The organism is Sphingomonas sp. IW22 (assembly GCF_041321155.1).
Taxonomy (GTDB): Bacteria; Pseudomonadota; Alphaproteobacteria; order Sphingomonadales; family Sphingomonadaceae; genus Sphingomonas.
The window spans coordinates 67,876-82,151 of sequence record NZ_JBGGWB010000007.1; the positions used below are offsets into that span (position 1 = coordinate 67,876).

General features: G+C 62.6%; 16 protein-coding genes. 3 read left to right on the forward strand and 13 right to left on the reverse strand.

The features are described 5' to 3' along the window. Positions 1–13 precede the first annotated feature (13 nt). Positions 14–478 carry a SpoIIAA family protein gene (locus ACAX61_RS17440; RefSeq protein ID WP_125988436.1) on the forward strand — a complete coding sequence of 155 codons (465 nt, stop codon included), beginning with the start codon at positions 14–16 and terminating at the stop codon, positions 476–478. Here the strand turns inward: ACAX61_RS17440 and ACAX61_RS17445 are convergent. After that, on the reverse strand, positions 426–1,685 hold the full coding sequence (locus tag ACAX61_RS17445; protein ID WP_069338483.1) for a Y-family DNA polymerase: 1,260 nt from the start codon (positions 1,683–1,685) through the stop codon (positions 426–428). The genes ACAX61_RS17440 and ACAX61_RS17445 overlap by 53 nt on opposite strands. Positions 1,686–1,692: 7 nt before the next feature. After that, the gene (locus ACAX61_RS17450) at positions 1,693–2,139 is read right to left on the reverse strand and encodes a LexA family protein (RefSeq protein ID WP_069338484.1); all 447 of its coding nucleotides are present in this window, start codon (positions 2,137–2,139) and stop codon (positions 1,693–1,695) included. An 85-nt stretch (positions 2,140–2,224) separates the two neighbouring features. Here ACAX61_RS17450 and ACAX61_RS17455 point away from each other — a divergent pair, with 85 nt between their 5' ends. Continuing rightward, complete coding sequence (locus tag ACAX61_RS17455; RefSeq protein WP_069338485.1) at positions 2,225–2,704, forward strand: hypothetical protein; 480 nt, start codon at positions 2,225–2,227, stop codon at positions 2,702–2,704. 24 nt (positions 2,705–2,728) lie between these two features. Here the strand turns inward: ACAX61_RS17455 and ACAX61_RS17460 are convergent, their stop codons facing one another. The 5 genes from ACAX61_RS17460 to ACAX61_RS17480 form a co-directional block, all read right to left on the reverse strand. Next, positions 2,729–3,310: an HdeD family acid-resistance protein gene (locus tag ACAX61_RS17460; RefSeq protein ID WP_370715958.1), complete on the reverse strand. Its 582-nt coding sequence runs from the start codon at positions 3,308–3,310 to the stop codon at positions 2,729–2,731. Between the two features lie 102 nt (positions 3,311–3,412). Continuing rightward, positions 3,413–3,634, reverse strand: a complete 222-nt coding sequence (locus tag ACAX61_RS17465; RefSeq protein ID WP_069338487.1) for a hypothetical protein — start codon at positions 3,632–3,634, stop codon at positions 3,413–3,415. Between the two features lie 3 nt (positions 3,635–3,637). Beyond that, positions 3,638–3,922, reverse strand: coding sequence for an HU family DNA-binding protein (locus ACAX61_RS17470; RefSeq protein ID WP_069338488.1), 285 nt, complete (start codon positions 3,920–3,922; stop codon positions 3,638–3,640). 45 nt (positions 3,923–3,967) lie between these two features. After that, the gene (locus ACAX61_RS17475) at positions 3,968–4,630 is read right to left on the reverse strand and encodes an SOS response-associated peptidase family protein (protein WP_257211437.1); all 663 of its coding nucleotides are present in this window, start codon (positions 4,628–4,630) and stop codon (positions 3,968–3,970) included. A gap of 26 nt (positions 4,631–4,656) precedes the next feature. Then, a complete protein-coding gene (locus tag ACAX61_RS17480) occupies positions 4,657–5,019 on the reverse strand; it encodes a MaoP family protein (protein WP_069338490.1) in 363 nt (120 codons plus the stop codon). A gap of 119 nt (positions 5,020–5,138) precedes the next feature. Between ACAX61_RS17480 and ACAX61_RS17485 the strand changes: the two genes are divergently transcribed. Beyond that, complete coding sequence (locus ACAX61_RS17485; protein WP_125988431.1) at positions 5,139–5,399, forward strand: hypothetical protein; 261 nt, start codon at positions 5,139–5,141, stop codon at positions 5,397–5,399. Here the strand turns inward: ACAX61_RS17485 and ACAX61_RS17490 are convergent. From ACAX61_RS17490 to trbC, 6 genes are read right to left on the reverse strand one after another with little or no spacing between them, the layout of a single operon-like run. Further along, positions 5,380–8,658 (reverse strand): conjugal transfer protein TraG N-terminal domain-containing protein, encoded by a 3,279-nt coding sequence (locus ACAX61_RS17490; protein WP_069338491.1) that lies wholly within the window; start codon positions 8,656–8,658, stop codon positions 5,380–5,382. The genes ACAX61_RS17485 and ACAX61_RS17490 overlap by 20 nt on opposite strands. Before the next feature lie 17 nt (positions 8,659–8,675). Then, positions 8,676–10,118, reverse strand: a complete 1,443-nt coding sequence (locus ACAX61_RS17495; protein WP_069338492.1) for a conjugal transfer protein TraH — start codon at positions 10,116–10,118, stop codon at positions 8,676–8,678. After that, positions 10,118–11,023 (reverse strand): conjugal transfer protein TraF, encoded by a 906-nt coding sequence (traF, locus tag ACAX61_RS17500; RefSeq protein WP_069338493.1) that lies wholly within the window; start codon positions 11,021–11,023, stop codon positions 10,118–10,120. The genes ACAX61_RS17495 and traF overlap by 1 nt, the downstream gene beginning before the upstream one ends. Position 11,024: 1 nt before the next feature. Next, complete coding sequence (locus ACAX61_RS17505; RefSeq protein WP_069338494.1) at positions 11,025–11,438, reverse strand: hypothetical protein; 414 nt, start codon at positions 11,436–11,438, stop codon at positions 11,025–11,027. Continuing rightward, entirely contained in the window at positions 11,435–13,528 is a 2,094-nt protein-coding gene (gene traN, locus ACAX61_RS17510) for a conjugal transfer protein TraN (protein WP_099231089.1), read from the reverse strand. The genes ACAX61_RS17505 and traN overlap by 4 nt, the downstream gene beginning before the upstream one ends. Positions 13,529–13,530: 2 nt before the next feature. Further along, positions 13,531–14,274: a type-F conjugative transfer system pilin assembly protein TrbC gene (gene trbC, locus ACAX61_RS17515; protein WP_069338511.1), complete on the reverse strand. Its 744-nt coding sequence runs from the start codon at positions 14,272–14,274 to the stop codon at positions 13,531–13,533. Positions 14,275–14,276: the final 2 nt, after the last annotated feature.

Sequence of the window (14,276 nt, forward strand, 5' to 3'; positions counted from 1 at the left end):
GGGGATATGTCTTATGTTTCGACTGAATCACGATATGGCACGCCGCTTTCTGTACGTCGAATTGCGGGGTTTCTGGACGCGGGAAGTCCTAGCTCGGTTCCACGATGAGGCCCGGCTTGTATTGCAGCGTGCAATAGCCAACGGAGCAACGCCCGGCGAAGGCCATATCCTGGTCAATGCGAACGGATTTCCGGTTCAGGATCGAACGATCGCCGAGGAGATCGCGCAGTTCATTCCGCTCTATGGCAAGCTGGCCAGACGCATCGCGGTGGTCGGATCGGATTCTTCCCTTCAGCGCCTTCAGGCAAAGAGACTGATCGGTGAGAATGGCAAGTTGTTCGACAACGACGAAGCCGCGAAGACCTGGCTGTTCTCCGCCGATCGAACAGGCACTGCACATGCGGGAACGGGGCGCGCTGACATTATCACCGCGCGATCGGCACCTGATCGATCCGCGTCGTCCATGACGGGCTTTTGAACGCTCGCTTCGTATCGTAGGACTTGGTTCCGAACCCCTCGGATGCAAGGCGCATGGTATTGCGGCCGAAGCGACCGTTGAGCCCGTCGATCGCGGACAGAAGGGCAGGGGATCGCGGGTCGGGCTTTGCAAACAAGTCGGCCTGATGCGCCGCCATCCTTTCCAATCCCTCCAGCATCACCCCGCACTTGGTATAGACCCGGCCCGTCTCGAACATCGCTTCGGCCATGCGCGCGGCCATGCCGGCGATGACGCGGGGATCGTTGGTTGCCGGCGACAATCGACCGACGCGCGATGCCGATGGCGCGTTCGGTTTGAACCTGCTGCCATGCGCAAACGCGATCAGCCTCGTCGCAGCCAGACCCTGATTGCGGATTTTCTCGGCCGCGCGAACGGCGCGCCGAACCATCGCTTCGCGCAGCGCGTCCACGTCGCTCACCGGCTCCCCGAAACACCGCGTCACAGCGGTTGCCTTGGATGCCGGCGGCTCAGGCTCGAAATCGGTGCATTCCACCCCGTTCAACTCACGCACGAGGCGCTCGAGCACGACGGTCCCCACATCGCGCGCGACCTCGGGCGGAAGCGCTGCAAGATCGGCCGTGGTGCGCACGCCCAGCGGTCGCAGGCGTTGTGTCATCGCGCGCGCGATGCCCCAGACTTCCTCGACCGGCCATTGTGCGAACATGCGCTGGCGCAGTTCGACATCGTGCAGGTCGACCACCCCGCGCCAGACCTTCTCTGACGCCTTCGCCAGCGCATTGGCGACCTTGCTCAGGGTCCGCGTCGGTCCAAGGCCAATCCGGATCGGCAAGCCTGTCGCCCGCTTCACGTCCGCGATGATGCGATGCGCGCTCTCGACGTCGCCCAGTCCGTTCGCCAGGACCGGCAGGCGGAAGAAGGATTCGTCTATGCTGTAGATCTCGATGGTGTCGCTGTGATCGGCGAGCACCTGGTTGAACCTCCGGTTCATGTCCGCGTAAAGCTCGTATGAACTCGATCGGCACTGGACACCGTGCTCGCGCACGATGTCCCGGATCTTGAAAAGCGGCGCGCCCATCTTGATGTGCAGCGCCTTGGCTTCCTCCGAGCGGGCGATCGCACACCCGTCGCCGTTCGACAGCACGATGAGAGGCTTGCCCCGGAGCGAGGGATCGAAGACCCGCTCCGACGAGCAATAGAAATTCTGGACGTCCGCTATCCCCCACATCGCCTGTCTAGCCTTGCAGGTTGCGGACAGTGGCGCGCACGACGCCCCAGATCTCGACGGCTTCATCCGCGACGACTGGCTCGTATCTCATGCGAGCGTTGCGTGCCTCCAGCGTCGGCTTTCCTTCGCGCCATACCAGTTGCCTGATGACGAACCCGCCATCGACCACGGCGATGACGATCCGTCCGTTGGACGGGGTCACGTCCCGGTCGACGACGACGACATCGTCGTCATGGATGCCCGCGTCGAGCATGGAATGTCCGCTGACCCGGAACACGAAACTGGCGGCGCGATCGAGGCGCAGCAACTCGACCAGATTGACCGCCGTTTCCTCCCAATCCTGCGCGGGTGAAGGGAAGCCGGCCCCTGCTGCGCTGACGATCTTGAGGCACAGGTCAGTGGGTATGTGGGCGATCGGAACGGGACGGGAGAGGGGAATCACGCAGGTCGACATGCGCGCATGATAATCCGCAAAGGAACATCAGGGGAACGCATTTTTCCCCTTTTGTTCTTTTGCGCGATGACTCATAGAGTCATCGATGCCGATCCGCCCCGAAAACCGCTGGCTTTACCCGATCGACTGGCCGCAAATCTCGGATCATATCCGTTTCGGGCGGGCAGGGGGACGCTGCGAACAGTGCGGCCGACCGCACAAGCGGCGTGTCGCGCATCTGGGTGACGGCCGCTGGTGGGACGTCGAAGCACGCGCCTGGCGCTCCGGGCGCGGCAGGAAGGTCAAGGTTGCCACCGGCTTCTCGCTCGACCTGGTGCGAACGACCTATGTCGTTCTCGCCTGCGCGCACCTCGATCATGACCCTGGCAACTGCCGCCCCGCCAATCTCGCCGCGCTCTGCCAGCGGTGCCACATCCTCCACGACGCCGAGGAACACCGCTGGCAGCGATGGTGGAATGCCTTTCGCTTCCGAGCGCTGCGCGACCTCTATGACGATCCGGTTGCCGCCCGCCACAAACTCCAGCTAAAACAGCAACACAAGATCATTTCGATATCGATACGATAATATATCTTATGTTAAATCAATGACTTAGTTGCGGATATTAGCTCTGCCGGGTTGAGCCAGCTTGCGCAGACCAAACGCGACAAAAGCGAGAAATACGCCGCGGAAAATGAAGCTGATCCCGACGATCGTCGCGAGCATGACGAGGTTGGTCGCGGGACCAGCGAACAGCAGATATCCGCCCAGAAGAATATCGAGGACGCCCAGCGCAAGACGCCATCCGCGATCGTAAGCGCCCCGGATGGCGCTCGCGACCTGAAATATGCCCGAAACAAGCAGCCAGAAACCTAACGCCCAGACCAGGGAGATCGCGCCGGCAAAGGGATTGAACAGGATAATTCCGCCCGTCACGACACCCAGGACGCCCAGCAGCACTTCGGTCCAGCGTCCCCGATCGGACAACGACGAAACACCGGAGACAATCGCGAGGACACCGTAACCGATCAGAAACACGCCCAGGAGAACGCCCGTCGTCAACCCGGTGGCGATCGGATTGGCAAGCGCGACAAATCCGATCAAAATCACGAGAATGGCATAAGCCAGAATCCAGCCCCAGGCCGACCCTGAACGCGCTTCCGACCTTTGATCCCATGCAGTGTTGCTTGCCATGATGCGTCTCCCTTTTTCCGCACAATTCCCAAATCGGCGAAGAGTTTCTCCCCGTAACGGGCCTGGAGGCGCGAGGTCGAAGCGACTTCCGAGCAGCCGCGCTCAGTAATCGAGGTTGCGCTTCTCCATCTGCGTTGCCGCCAGATCGGCAACAAGCCCCGCGCCGCCAGTCATCTCGTAGATGCGCACGACGTCTTCGTCGGAAAGGTTGGCGACCATTGTGCGCACGGCATTCGCGTTGTCCGCGTCGAGCGTTGCGGCAGCGCCAGCGTCGTCCGCAGACCCGGCAATGCTTTCGTCACTTCCATGCCGGGGCTGCGTCATCGCTCAACCGCCGTTCAAACGATCGCGGACCTGCTTGGCAGGCGCGAAACTAATCTTGCGCGATGCAGCGATCGTGATCGCCTCGCCGGTCGCGGGATTGCGGCCCTGACGCTCGGGCGAATCCTTCACTTTGAACTTGCCGAACCCGTTGATGCTGACTTCATCGCCCTTAGCGACAGCATCGGTAATATCCGCGAAGACAGCCTCGACAATTTTCTTGGCGTCAGCCTTTGAAAGATCGTGAACGCTGGAGAGTTGCTCGGCAAGATCCGAGGTCGAAACGGGCATGATGTAATCCTGTGCCTATGGTTGAAGTATCGGGTTGGGCCTGGTTTATGCCTCACCATTGTCCGGCGTCGCAACCTGTTCGAGCATTTTCCCGTCATAGGGTCGAACAAGGGCGAGCGCGTCGTCGGCCGAGCCATCGAGCCACTGGCTCAGGTCGGCGCGGTGAAGGATGACCGGCATTGCCTTGGGATGCCAGGGGGCGACAATCGCATTGGGCGCTGTGGTGCAAAAGGCATAGGCCTCGCCCCGCTCGGTCGGCCGCCAGATCCCGGCGAAGAACGCGATCGGATGATCGGGCAACGAAAACCACATCTGCCGCGGTTTGCCATCGTCCCCCTTCCCGCCTTCGGGATGCGGTTCGGCAAAATGCGTGAACGGGACCAGACAGCGACGCTCGGGATTGGAGATCGATGGCTTCCACATCGAGGACGCGAGGTTGCGCGCGTTGGTCACATATTTGTCGAGTTTGATCGCCGGATCGCGCTTGCTCGCAACCTTGGTCGGGAAGCCCCATTCCATCGCGACCGGCTCGAGCGGCCGATTGCCTGCCGGCGATCGCCGGATGACAAGCCCGTGCCTGGGCGTCTTCTTGCCGGTGGGAAAGATTTCGAGAGGGATCGAGATGACCGGGTTTTCCTCGAACGCCTCATATCCGCATGCCTGCATCACGGCCGTCTGCCGAGCGCTCAGTCGATAGCGATTGCAGATCGTTCCTCTCCTTCAGCCCATCGACGTTACCAGAACTCGCGACCGCCCCGATATTCCCGCCACGCATTATCCCATTTCGTGCCGACCTCACCCGCGACGGGCCTGGCCCCCACATCATAGCCTGCCATCACGTCATCGATGTGCGGCGCTGGCGCGGGACGATTGAACGGTGCGATCTTTAGCGCCTTGAGATACCAGACATAGGCGCGCTCATGATCCGAAACCGGCTCCGCCTTCCCCCAGGCCACCTCCTGAAACTGACGCTGGGCCGCACTCTTGGGCCGGCGCTCCCGCAGGCGAAGGGCGTCGTAGAATTTCAGATGCCTGTCGAGCAGTCGCTCGTACATCGCGATCGTGCGGGCATCTTCAGGACCAGCTTCACCCTGCATGCGCCTTCTCCTGCCACGGAGAACAAATGCGGAAAGTCGCTCGCCAATCCCACCGCGAAGTGATACGCTTTGCAAGCGTTATTCGACCATCGGGTCGGACGGGCGGGAAAGGAGCAGCCATGTTGAACCATGATACTGGCCAGATGGACTGGGATCGGCATCCTATCGGTGGCGCACCATTCCCCAGTTCGTCCTATTCGATCAATCCCGAAAATATGTATGATATGGCTACGCCGCGCGGGCGTGAGCTGATGGATGAAGTTTATCCATCTTCTCGTAGAGATGGTGCGCCTAGCGAGCCGCATACTTCCAAGATGTTTTTCTATTTCATCTTGTTTGTTATGTTCTTGGGATTTTTTGTCATCCCCGGCCATTCCTGAGCTGGAAACGCCGAGGATCGACCGGCGCTCCGTCCTTCCACAATTCATAGTGGAGATGGGGGCCGGTCGATTTCCCTGAACTTCCCACACGCCCCAATATCTCACCCTGTTCGATCGTGCTTCCGACAGGAAAGCGCGAGCGATCCTGCATGTGGAAATATTTGCTTTGCGAGCCATCGCCATGTTCGAGCACGATGTAATTGCCAGCGCCGTTCGCCTGAAAGTCGTTCTTAACCACGCGTCCTGACGCCGGAGCAGGAATCGGGGTTCCGGCGCGTTGCGCGATATCGACGCCCCGGTGATGGTGTCCGGGCTGTCCGGTTACCGGGTCCACCCTCCCCCCCATGTTCGACGTCAATCGCCCGGAGATCGGCAGTGTAGCCCGCTCGCCGCGCGGCAATTCATAAACGTGGCTGGTGCCTTGACCGATGCCAAGCCTATCGCGGGCCGTATCGCGAATACTCTCGACACCGGGTAATGTCGTGGTGATCCACGCATCGTTGCGTTCCTGAACATGCTTCCCGATCTGTGCGGCCGTTCCCTTCGCTTCATCGACGCCGTTGCCGATCTCGAAAGCGCCATGGGTGATCCGGACCGACGCATTGGGAATGGCATCGGCCACCTCCCCGGCAAGACCGGTATCGCGCGAACTCTCCCTGATCGACACTTCGGGACCTTGCGCTCGAATGCCAGCGGCGCGGCGTTCCCCCCACTGCTGGACCCCGCCCGCCGTGGTGGAGGCGGGACCGTGCAGCGAGTTGTCGAGCTGCCCTGGAATAGTCACGCCCAGTTCTTCACGGACCGAAGCCACCTTGCGCTCCATAAACTCGCCAAGAAGAATATCGCGGACCTGCTCCTGCTCACGCGTGCGCGGCATGACCATGCCCGGCGTCCAATTGAATTGCGACAGGGTCGGATCGTTCAGCAAACGCTCCTGCGCATACACGACAAATTCCTGGCTCTCATTACGGTTGAGCGACCAGCCTCGTTGCTCAGATTCGCGCACGTCTTGGCTGACACGCTGGAAGGTTTCTTCGGCTCGGGTCGCCTCGAGCGACGCCGAGCGCGATTCCCCAACGCTGACGCCAAGCTTCTGCGAAAGGGAGCGCACCTCGCTATCGCCACTCGTGCTGGTTTCTCGCATGAACTCATCCCGCGCTGCACGGGCCTGTGTCGAATTGGTCTCTTTGGTGAGGTAATCTTTCAACTCTGAATAAGCTTGGTCACCTGAGATTGTACGCCCCGTATTCTCCGACGCAATGGATGCTAAACGAACTCCAAGTCCACCTTTGACGCCAACATCAGCAAACTTATTCTTCCATACGCTTGCAAGCGCCTCGATACCTGCATTTGCGTCGCCAGTCATTTGTGTTGCTCGGGCAACCTGCTGACTGTCTGATTCGGTTAACCCGAACTTGCTTGTCAGGCCGCTCGAAAGGCTACGCGACACATCCGTCATCCTCGCAACGCTGTTGTTGAACCCAGACCCCGTTTCAGTAGAGCTGCCCCGGCGATGTTCGGCTGCCGAGAGCAGATCGGTGGCGGTGGTGGCGGTCGCGTTCCAGGACTGCGACGCGGAGTTGCGCAGTGACTGCGTGTGCGACTGCCCTTCCGACAGGGCGCGGCTCATCTGGCTGTCGAAGCCGGAAGTCCGCGTCGGCGTGAAGGAGAGGTTCGAGATGCCCTGCCGGGTGTCGAACGCGTTGCTGCCGTCGGCAAAACCGTAGGTGATCCCGCCATCGGCATTGGTGTACGACCCGACCGCGAACCCGTCATTATATTTGGGCTGGGTGTCCCACTTGTTCGACTGGGTCATGCCCGAGGTCAGGTTCTGGAACGAGGTATTCCCGTAGGAATAATTGCCCGTCGTGCGCTCGGTCGCCGCCTGTTCGGCCGCGCTCTGCGCCGGCTGCAACATCGAGGTCGCATGTCCCGCGATCGCCATCGCGCCGCGCGCCATGCCTCCGGCGATGAACGGCACGCTCATCATGAGGAAACCGGCAAGCGTCGATATGCTCTCGTTGACGTTCGCCATGCCGTCGCTGACCAGCAGCGTCGGCCCTGTCGGCGAGACGCCATGATAGAGCGCCGCCGCACGGCTCATCACGAACATGTGCAGGATGACGTAGAGCGGCCCCCAGGAGGCAAGGTAGAAGAATCCCGTTCCATAGCCCTTGAGGGTCTGGATGCCCGTTCGCGGGAACAGGAACAGCGGGAAGAGGACCGGGAACATCGCGTAGAAGACGACGGTCAGCACGATCCCGAGCAACGGCACCCAGGTCATCGCCTGCGTCGCGATCGAGGTATAGGTGTTCTTCGCCTGCGCATCGGCACGCTGGGCGGCATAGGCATCCCATCCTGCGTCCGAGAAACTTTCGCGCGCGGCCAGGAACGCGTCGATCATCGAGACCTGTCGCAGATAGGTATAGGCGTCGCTCGGCGTGCCGTGCATCTGCGCGGCAACGATGGGAAGGTCATCGCGGATCTTCTGCGCCGCCACCGCATCGGAGAGACCGGGATAGGCGCTCCTGGCAAAGGGGATCAGATCCTTGTCGAACGCTGCCTGCCACTGCCCGTCCAGTCGCGAATAGGCCTCGTTGCAGGGAATGATCGTATTTTCGGTGGTGCCCGGTCCCGTCGAGGCGATCCAGCGCTGGCTGCGCGCTGGGCTGCCCGGTCCGATCGCCTCCCAGACATTGGTCGACCGGGTGAGATCGTCCATCGACTTGAAGCCCAGCAGCACGTCATAGAAGGTGCATTGCTTGAGATGCTCGTCGAGGTTCGCCCGGAACACGCTGTCGGTGATCTGGAAGGTCCGCGCCTTGTCCATCAGTCGCGCACCGTAGATCATGCCGTTGGTCGAGAGCGAAAGCGCGTTCGGCATGACGAACACCGTCTCGGCCGTGCGCGTCATCCAGTCACCGACCTGGCTCGTGAAAGATGCCATCACGCCAAGGCCCAGCGGGACATTGTCGACCACCGCCGGCGCCAGTGTCGGATTGATGCGGTCGGTGACCTTCACGGTCACGGTCGGCACCATCAGCATCATGTAGATGAGCGTCGACTGGAGGAACCAGTTGAACCAGGCCCGCCAGTCAAGCGAGAAGGCCACGATGAACAGCGAGTAGATGAACCCCATCACCATCACGACCTGGAGGAGCGAGCGATAGCCCCCTCCCCCCGTCCACGCCGCGACCGCGTTGAAGACGTTGACGATATATTCGCCGCCGCCGATCGTGAAGACTTCGAGCGCGCCCATCGTGCCGTTCCCTCCCTTTAGCGGACGCCCTGCGCCGACAGACCACGCCCGAAGCGGAGCGAGGCGGACAGCTGCGGGCTCATTGCGTTCTTGAGGGTCGATTCCATAAATTGGGTATATTGAATTACCCGGTAAGTGTTGGAGATCTGGCCCGCCATCTTCTCGTTGCGCCGCGACAGCTCGGTCTTGACCGTGTCGACCTGCGCGCGCCACGCCTTGAACTCATCGGTGGAGACGAACTTCGCGCCCGCCTGCGCCTGCGAGATCGTGTCGAGCATGCGGTCGAGCATCGACATCAGCATGTCGATCGAAACCATCTCGGCGAGCGTGGCGCGATCACCGCCCGACAGGCCCATATGCGCCGCCTCGTTGACGACGAGGATCTTGTAGAGCGGGATCGAGGTGATCCCGAGCAGCGCAATCTCGTCGCCCGACAGGGGCGCGTTCGAGCGGATCTTCGACGACATGCTGTCCATCGCCTTGAGGACGCGGGTTCGCAGCGCCTCGTTGGTCGAGATCGTCAATTTGGTCGGCGTGGGCTTGAGGCACCCCTTGTCGTCGGTGGTGTCGCACCGCCACACATCGGTCGGCGCCGTAGCGGTGCCGTCGAGCAGCGCCTGATAGGTGTCCCAGCTCGCCGGCGCGATGAACCGGAACGTCCCCATGCTGTCCTTGGTATTGGCCGCATCGTAGATGATGGTCCCGACCATCGTCATGAGGAATTCGGCATATTCTCGCGATGGCTTAGTCGCGCTTTTGGCGTTGAGCGCATACCAGGTATAATTCTTCGACTGCACCAGTTCGCCGTCGTCGCCCGCCTTGGCGAGGGTCGATTCACGCTCGCCCTTGTTGGTGCAGCCATGCCGCGCCGCGGCCGCATCGGAAAAGAAGCCCTTCGCGCCACCGACCTGCTGGCAGATGGTGGACGAAGCCCCGTCCATCGCCGGCCAGATCGAGCCGATCGCCTGCTGCGCCGCTTCGCAACTCGACATGTTGAACGCGTTAAGCTGCTGCACGCGCTGGCTCATGTCCTTCATGACCCCGCCGATCTGCGCGGAGATGGAATCGATCGCGAGCTGGAAGGCAAAGCCGATCGCGTTGTTCGCGGTCGCCTTGAGCATCGCGACGATTTCGTCGGCGTTGATGAACGAGAAGGAGCCGGCAAAGAGGTCGATACCGCCGCACCCGCCCCGCGCGCTAGGCAGCGCGACATTGACCGGATTGATCGACTTTTGCGGGAAGCGGCTCCAGAGTGATCCGCCCGAATAATAGCCCGCGGACTGCCCCTGGAAAGCGGTCGGGCCGGTGACGTTCGCCGCCGCGCCCGACTGGTTGAAATAGCTGTTCATCTCGCCCTGGACGTCGGCCATCGCCGGCGTCGCCACGAGCCCCCCGACTGCAAGGATCATACTGGCCTGCGCGAGGATCGCCGCGCAGAGGCGAAGGATCTGCCTGACCATCAGAAGTCACTCCCGGGTTTGATGCTGGTGAGCGTGAAGATGCGGTTCATCACCTCGTCGGCCGCCATCACGCCGTAGCCGATCGGCATCGGCCGCTTGGTGACCGTATCGAAGAGGACGAGTGCGGGGACCTGCTGTCCGCGCATGCCCATCGCCTTGTACTGACCGGTATCGACCGTGTAGTTCGGGAAGGCGCGGGTCGGACCGCCATCGAGTGAGATCGCCATGACGGTGAGACCGAAGCGATCCGAGATGCTGCGCATGATCGGGCCGAAGGTCTCGCACGCCGCGCAGGCCGACGAATAGAAATAGAAGACGCCGTAGCGCTGCGAAATTTGCGACAGCACCCGTTCGCGGTCGGCGTTGCGCGTATCGAGCCAGGTCCGCTTGCCCAACTGGTTGACCGGACGCTGGAGGGTGTAGTCGAGGTCGGGGTTCTGCCAGATCGTGCGCTGCCACATGTCGGCGAAGGACGACGCCCGGTCGAGCTGCTCGCGCTGGAACGCGATATAATGGGCGATATTCTCCGGCGTCGGTTCGAGGATCGCGCGCGCTTTCAATTCCTCCAGTTCCTTGGCGATCGCCGCAAGCCGTTCGGCCGAAGAGCGGGCGGGCTGCGCCGACTGCTGCTCGCTCGGCTTGGGCTTGGGCTTGTCGCAATAGAACCAGGTGCCGAGCCGCCGCTCGCGGCAGTAGAAATCGTCGCCTGTCTGGGCGGCGACCCGGTCGGCCCCGCCAAGATCCTCGTCGCGCTCCCGGTCGGCCGACGATGGCGCCTCGCTCTCGCGAGCCGAGGATACAGAATCGAGCAGCGGCGTCAGTTCCTGCGCGCTTGCGCCCGCCACAGGGGCGATGCCGCCTGTGGCGAGCGACAGGATGAGGGCAAGGGTCAGGGCGTTGCGCATATCAATCCTCATCTTTCTTGGGGTTCTTCTTCTCGCGATCCTCTTTCGCGCGACGGTCGAGATAGGCGCGCAGCATGCCAAGGAGGGACGGCTCGCGGGCGGAGATCAGCTTGGCCATGTCCTCGCCCAGGATGCGGAACAGGTTGCCGTAAACGGCGATGACCAGCGTGCGGGCGTGACGCTTGGGATACAGGGTCGTGCCGCGCCGCAGGATGAGGTTCGCGCGAATGAGGCGGGCGATCGTGGGTTCCAGATCGATCGCCCGTAGCTTCGTGTCGAACCATGCGTCGAGCGTGGGAATGAGGAATGCCGCCGGATGAGGCCCTGCCCGCAGCAGCGCAACAAGCAGCGCGAACTCGGCGATCGAGAGATCGGGAAACGGCCGATGGTCCGCGAGATTGGCGATCACGCTCATTTGCCCGCCTTGCTGTCGTAATAGGCCTTGATCCGTTCCTGGATCTGCCTGGAGGTTTCGATCTCGTCGGGGAGCTTCGCTGCATCCACGAACTCGGCATAGACTTCGGTGAAATCCATCTTCGAAAGGTCGAGCCGCGAGAACTCGTCGAGCGTGAAGCCCTTGCATGTCTCCTTCTTGGCGCTCCCCCACGGCTTGTTGATCTGCGGGCGACCCTGTTCCTGAAGGATGCGCGAGAGCTTGCTCTCGAAGCAGCAATAGGCCGTCGACCTGGACGTGCAGATGCCCAGCACCTTGTCGGTGCAGTATTGGCCGAGCTTGTGGCACATCCCCATGCGATCCTGGACGTCGAGCAGCTTCTCCTGGCTCGAGCACATGAACATGGTGAGGAACGGGGTCGCGAGCGCGGCAATGGCGGCGGGCCCACCGGCGATCGCCGCCGCGCCGGCAGCGGTCGTGATAAGGCCCGAGGCCTTCCCCGCGCAGCAGTTGACGAGACCGAATACCGGCTTGTGGCAAGTCTGCCGCTTGCCCGAGAACAAGGTCATCGTGTCGGGATTGAACTCTTCCTTCGCCTGCCCAAGCGCATGGAGACCGACGACTGCATCCTTGAACTCGGTCGATGCCTCGCGCTCGACCGGCTCACACTGACCGTCGAGGCAATAGACATCATCGCCGCAAATATATTGCTTGGGCTGCGTCGTCGGCGCCGTCGGGATCGGGCATTTATAGACCTTCGTCGTGACCTGACACGGACCGACCTGGGGATCGTCGAGGCATTCGTCGCGGACATAGACGCACTGCGGATTGCCGGCGAGTTCGCCGCAATCGCTGGCTTGCGTGGTGCCTACGCAGCTGTACGTGCGCTCCCAGTTCCAGCAAGCCCGCGTAATCTGGACCCCGTTGACGGTGCGCGTGGTGGGATCGGGATCGACGCAGGTTTCCGATTTCAGCTCGCAGGTCTTGCCCGCGGTCGACGCGTTGCACATCGTCTCGTCCCGGCGCTCGTTGACCACCTGTCCTGTCGTCTCGACGACATAGGAGCGGGCGACTGCCGGGCTGTCGCACTCATAGGTGATCTCCTCGCCATCGGCGACATCGGGCTCGAAGCATTTCCCGAGCGTCCCCTGGTGGCAGATGGGATAATGCACCGTTTCGCGCGAGCGCACCCGGCATACGCCGTTAGCGACGGGCTGCGTGAACGCAGGAAAGCAGCGCCGGCCCGTATTGTTGCCCGCGCGCGGCGGATTGCCGATCCAGTTTTCGCAAACATAGATATATTTGGTCGAACCCGGCGTCACATCCATGACGAGCGGGGTCCGGCACACCGCCGCGCTTTCCTCGACCTTGGTTCCCGTGTTGCAGGTCGCCTCATAATAGCCTGCCGACCCGCCTGGAGGGAGCGGCTTGCAGCTGCCGTCGGCTGCGCCCAGCGACTGACCGCTCAGATAACTGTTGGGGTCCTTCTCGACATCTTGCGCGCGACCGACCTCGCCAGCCCCCAGCGTCACCTTGAGGCGACCCGGATCGGTGACCATGCGCCACGCATCGTTATGTCCTGCGGCCGATCCGCCCGCCGCGATCAGGGCATCGGGATCGTCGGCATAGGCTTGCGCCGGATTGGCGGTGGCCGAATAGCCGGGCACCTGGCTGAGCGGTGTCGAGGTCGGCAGGCTTGCCGCGCTGGCCCGCGACGATTTGCCGAGCGCCTTGGCCTGCTCACGCGCCGCAGCGAGATCGCCCTTGGGATAGACATAGGGCTGGCCCGGTGTCTGGGTCGGCGCTTGCTGCTCGGCCTGCGCCTGAACGCGTGCGGCTGCGCTCGATGCGCTGGGCGCCTGTGTCACCGTCAGGGACGGCGCTGACATGGCAGACTGTGCCGGCGCGGGCTGGGGCGCAGAGGTCGCGGACGGGCCAGGCGATGCCTGGGCAGGCGGTGTCGGCTGCGCCGCCTCATTGAAATAGGGATAGTCCTGAAGATCGTAATAGCCACCGCTCGGGCTTGCCTGCCCGCTCGTTTGCGCGAGCGCGGCCCCCGGCAGGGACAGGAGAGCCAGAACGGCGCTCGCAAGGATGCCCCTCCCCGCCATCGTCAGGGCGTCCGCACGAGATTGGCGAGCGCGGTCCTTGCAACCAGCGCCCCCGGACCGTTCGCATCGGCAAAGGTCTCCAGCGCATAGCGGACGGTCACATTGCCCTCCATCCGGTCGAAGGGAGGGGGCGTCGTCTTGCAGGTCAGCCCGTCGCAGGGCGTAAAATCGCTCGATGCAACGACATAGGTCGGGACGGCGCTGACATCGAAAGCGCGGAACAGACGCGGGTCGATGCCGATCGAGGCGAACTGCTGCTCCTTGTCCACGACCTTTGCGAGCGCTGCGATGAAGGCCTTGCCTGAGTTGCCGGGAAATCCCCGGAACACGACCACGCCGCCCGCCGCCGAGGTCTCGGCGATAATGCGCTTAAGGGCCTGGGGCGGCATCGAGGTCGAGACGAACACCATGAACTGGGGCGCGGTGCCGCGATTGTCCTTGAGGTTGGCCGATGCGGTCTGGATCATCTCGTCGAAATCGACGACGCCTGCCGGTCCCTTGGGCAACCGGGCCTTGTCGATCGTGCGCATCTTCTCCATCGCGACCGCCTGCACGGTCTGCGCATCCTGGCGGAACGCCTCGCCACGCCGCTGAACCTCGCCGACGAGCGCGGCTGCATCGGCGTCCGCCTTGGCCGAGCGCGCACGGACGGCATCGAGATCGAGCCCCTCCACGCTCTGGCCGAGCACGGCCGCGCCGGTGCCGATGGAAGCGATCGCGGCAATCGATAGAAGGAGCTTCTTCATCG

What these genes read in the sequence shown, in the direction of transcription:
- ACAX61_RS17440 (WP_125988436.1), top strand. Translation starts at nt 14, where the DNA reads ATGTTTCGACTGAATCACGATATGGCACGCCGCTTTCTGTACGTCGAA.
- ACAX61_RS17445 (WP_069338483.1), bottom strand. Translation starts at nt 1,685, where the DNA reads ATGTGGGGGATAGCGGACGTCCAGAATTTCTATTGCTCGTCGGAGCGG.
- ACAX61_RS17450 (WP_069338484.1), bottom strand. Translation starts at nt 2,139, where the DNA reads ATGTCGACCTGCGTGATTCCCCTCTCCCGTCCCGTTCCGATCGCCCAC.
- ACAX61_RS17455 (WP_069338485.1), top strand. Translation starts at nt 2,225, where the DNA reads ATGCCGATCCGCCCCGAAAACCGCTGGCTTTACCCGATCGACTGGCCG.
- ACAX61_RS17460 (WP_370715958.1), bottom strand. Translation starts at nt 3,310, where the DNA reads ATGGCAAGCAACACTGCATGGGATCAAAGGTCGGAAGCGCGTTCAGGG.
- ACAX61_RS17465 (WP_069338487.1), bottom strand. Translation starts at nt 3,634, where the DNA reads ATGACGCAGCCCCGGCATGGAAGTGACGAAAGCATTGCCGGGTCTGCG.
- ACAX61_RS17470 (WP_069338488.1), bottom strand. Translation starts at nt 3,922, where the DNA reads ATGCCCGTTTCGACCTCGGATCTTGCCGAGCAACTCTCCAGCGTTCAC.
- ACAX61_RS17480 (WP_069338490.1), bottom strand. Translation starts at nt 5,019, where the DNA reads ATGCAGGGTGAAGCTGGTCCTGAAGATGCCCGCACGATCGCGATGTAC.
- ACAX61_RS17485 (WP_125988431.1), top strand. Translation starts at nt 5,139, where the DNA reads ATGTTGAACCATGATACTGGCCAGATGGACTGGGATCGGCATCCTATC.
- ACAX61_RS17490 (WP_069338491.1), bottom strand. Translation starts at nt 8,658, where the DNA reads ATGGGCGCGCTCGAAGTCTTCACGATCGGCGGCGGCGAATATATCGTC.
- ACAX61_RS17495 (WP_069338492.1), bottom strand. Translation starts at nt 10,118, where the DNA reads ATGGTCAGGCAGATCCTTCGCCTCTGCGCGGCGATCCTCGCGCAGGCC.
- traF (WP_069338493.1), bottom strand. Translation starts at nt 11,023, where the DNA reads ATGCGCAACGCCCTGACCCTTGCCCTCATCCTGTCGCTCGCCACAGGC.
- ACAX61_RS17505 (WP_069338494.1), bottom strand. Translation starts at nt 11,438, where the DNA reads ATGAGCGTGATCGCCAATCTCGCGGACCATCGGCCGTTTCCCGATCTC.
- traN (WP_099231089.1), bottom strand. Translation starts at nt 13,528, where the DNA reads ATGGCGGGGAGGGGCATCCTTGCGAGCGCCGTTCTGGCTCTCCTGTCC.
- trbC (WP_069338511.1), bottom strand. Translation starts at nt 14,274, where the DNA reads ATGAAGAAGCTCCTTCTATCGATTGCCGCGATCGCTTCCATCGGCACC.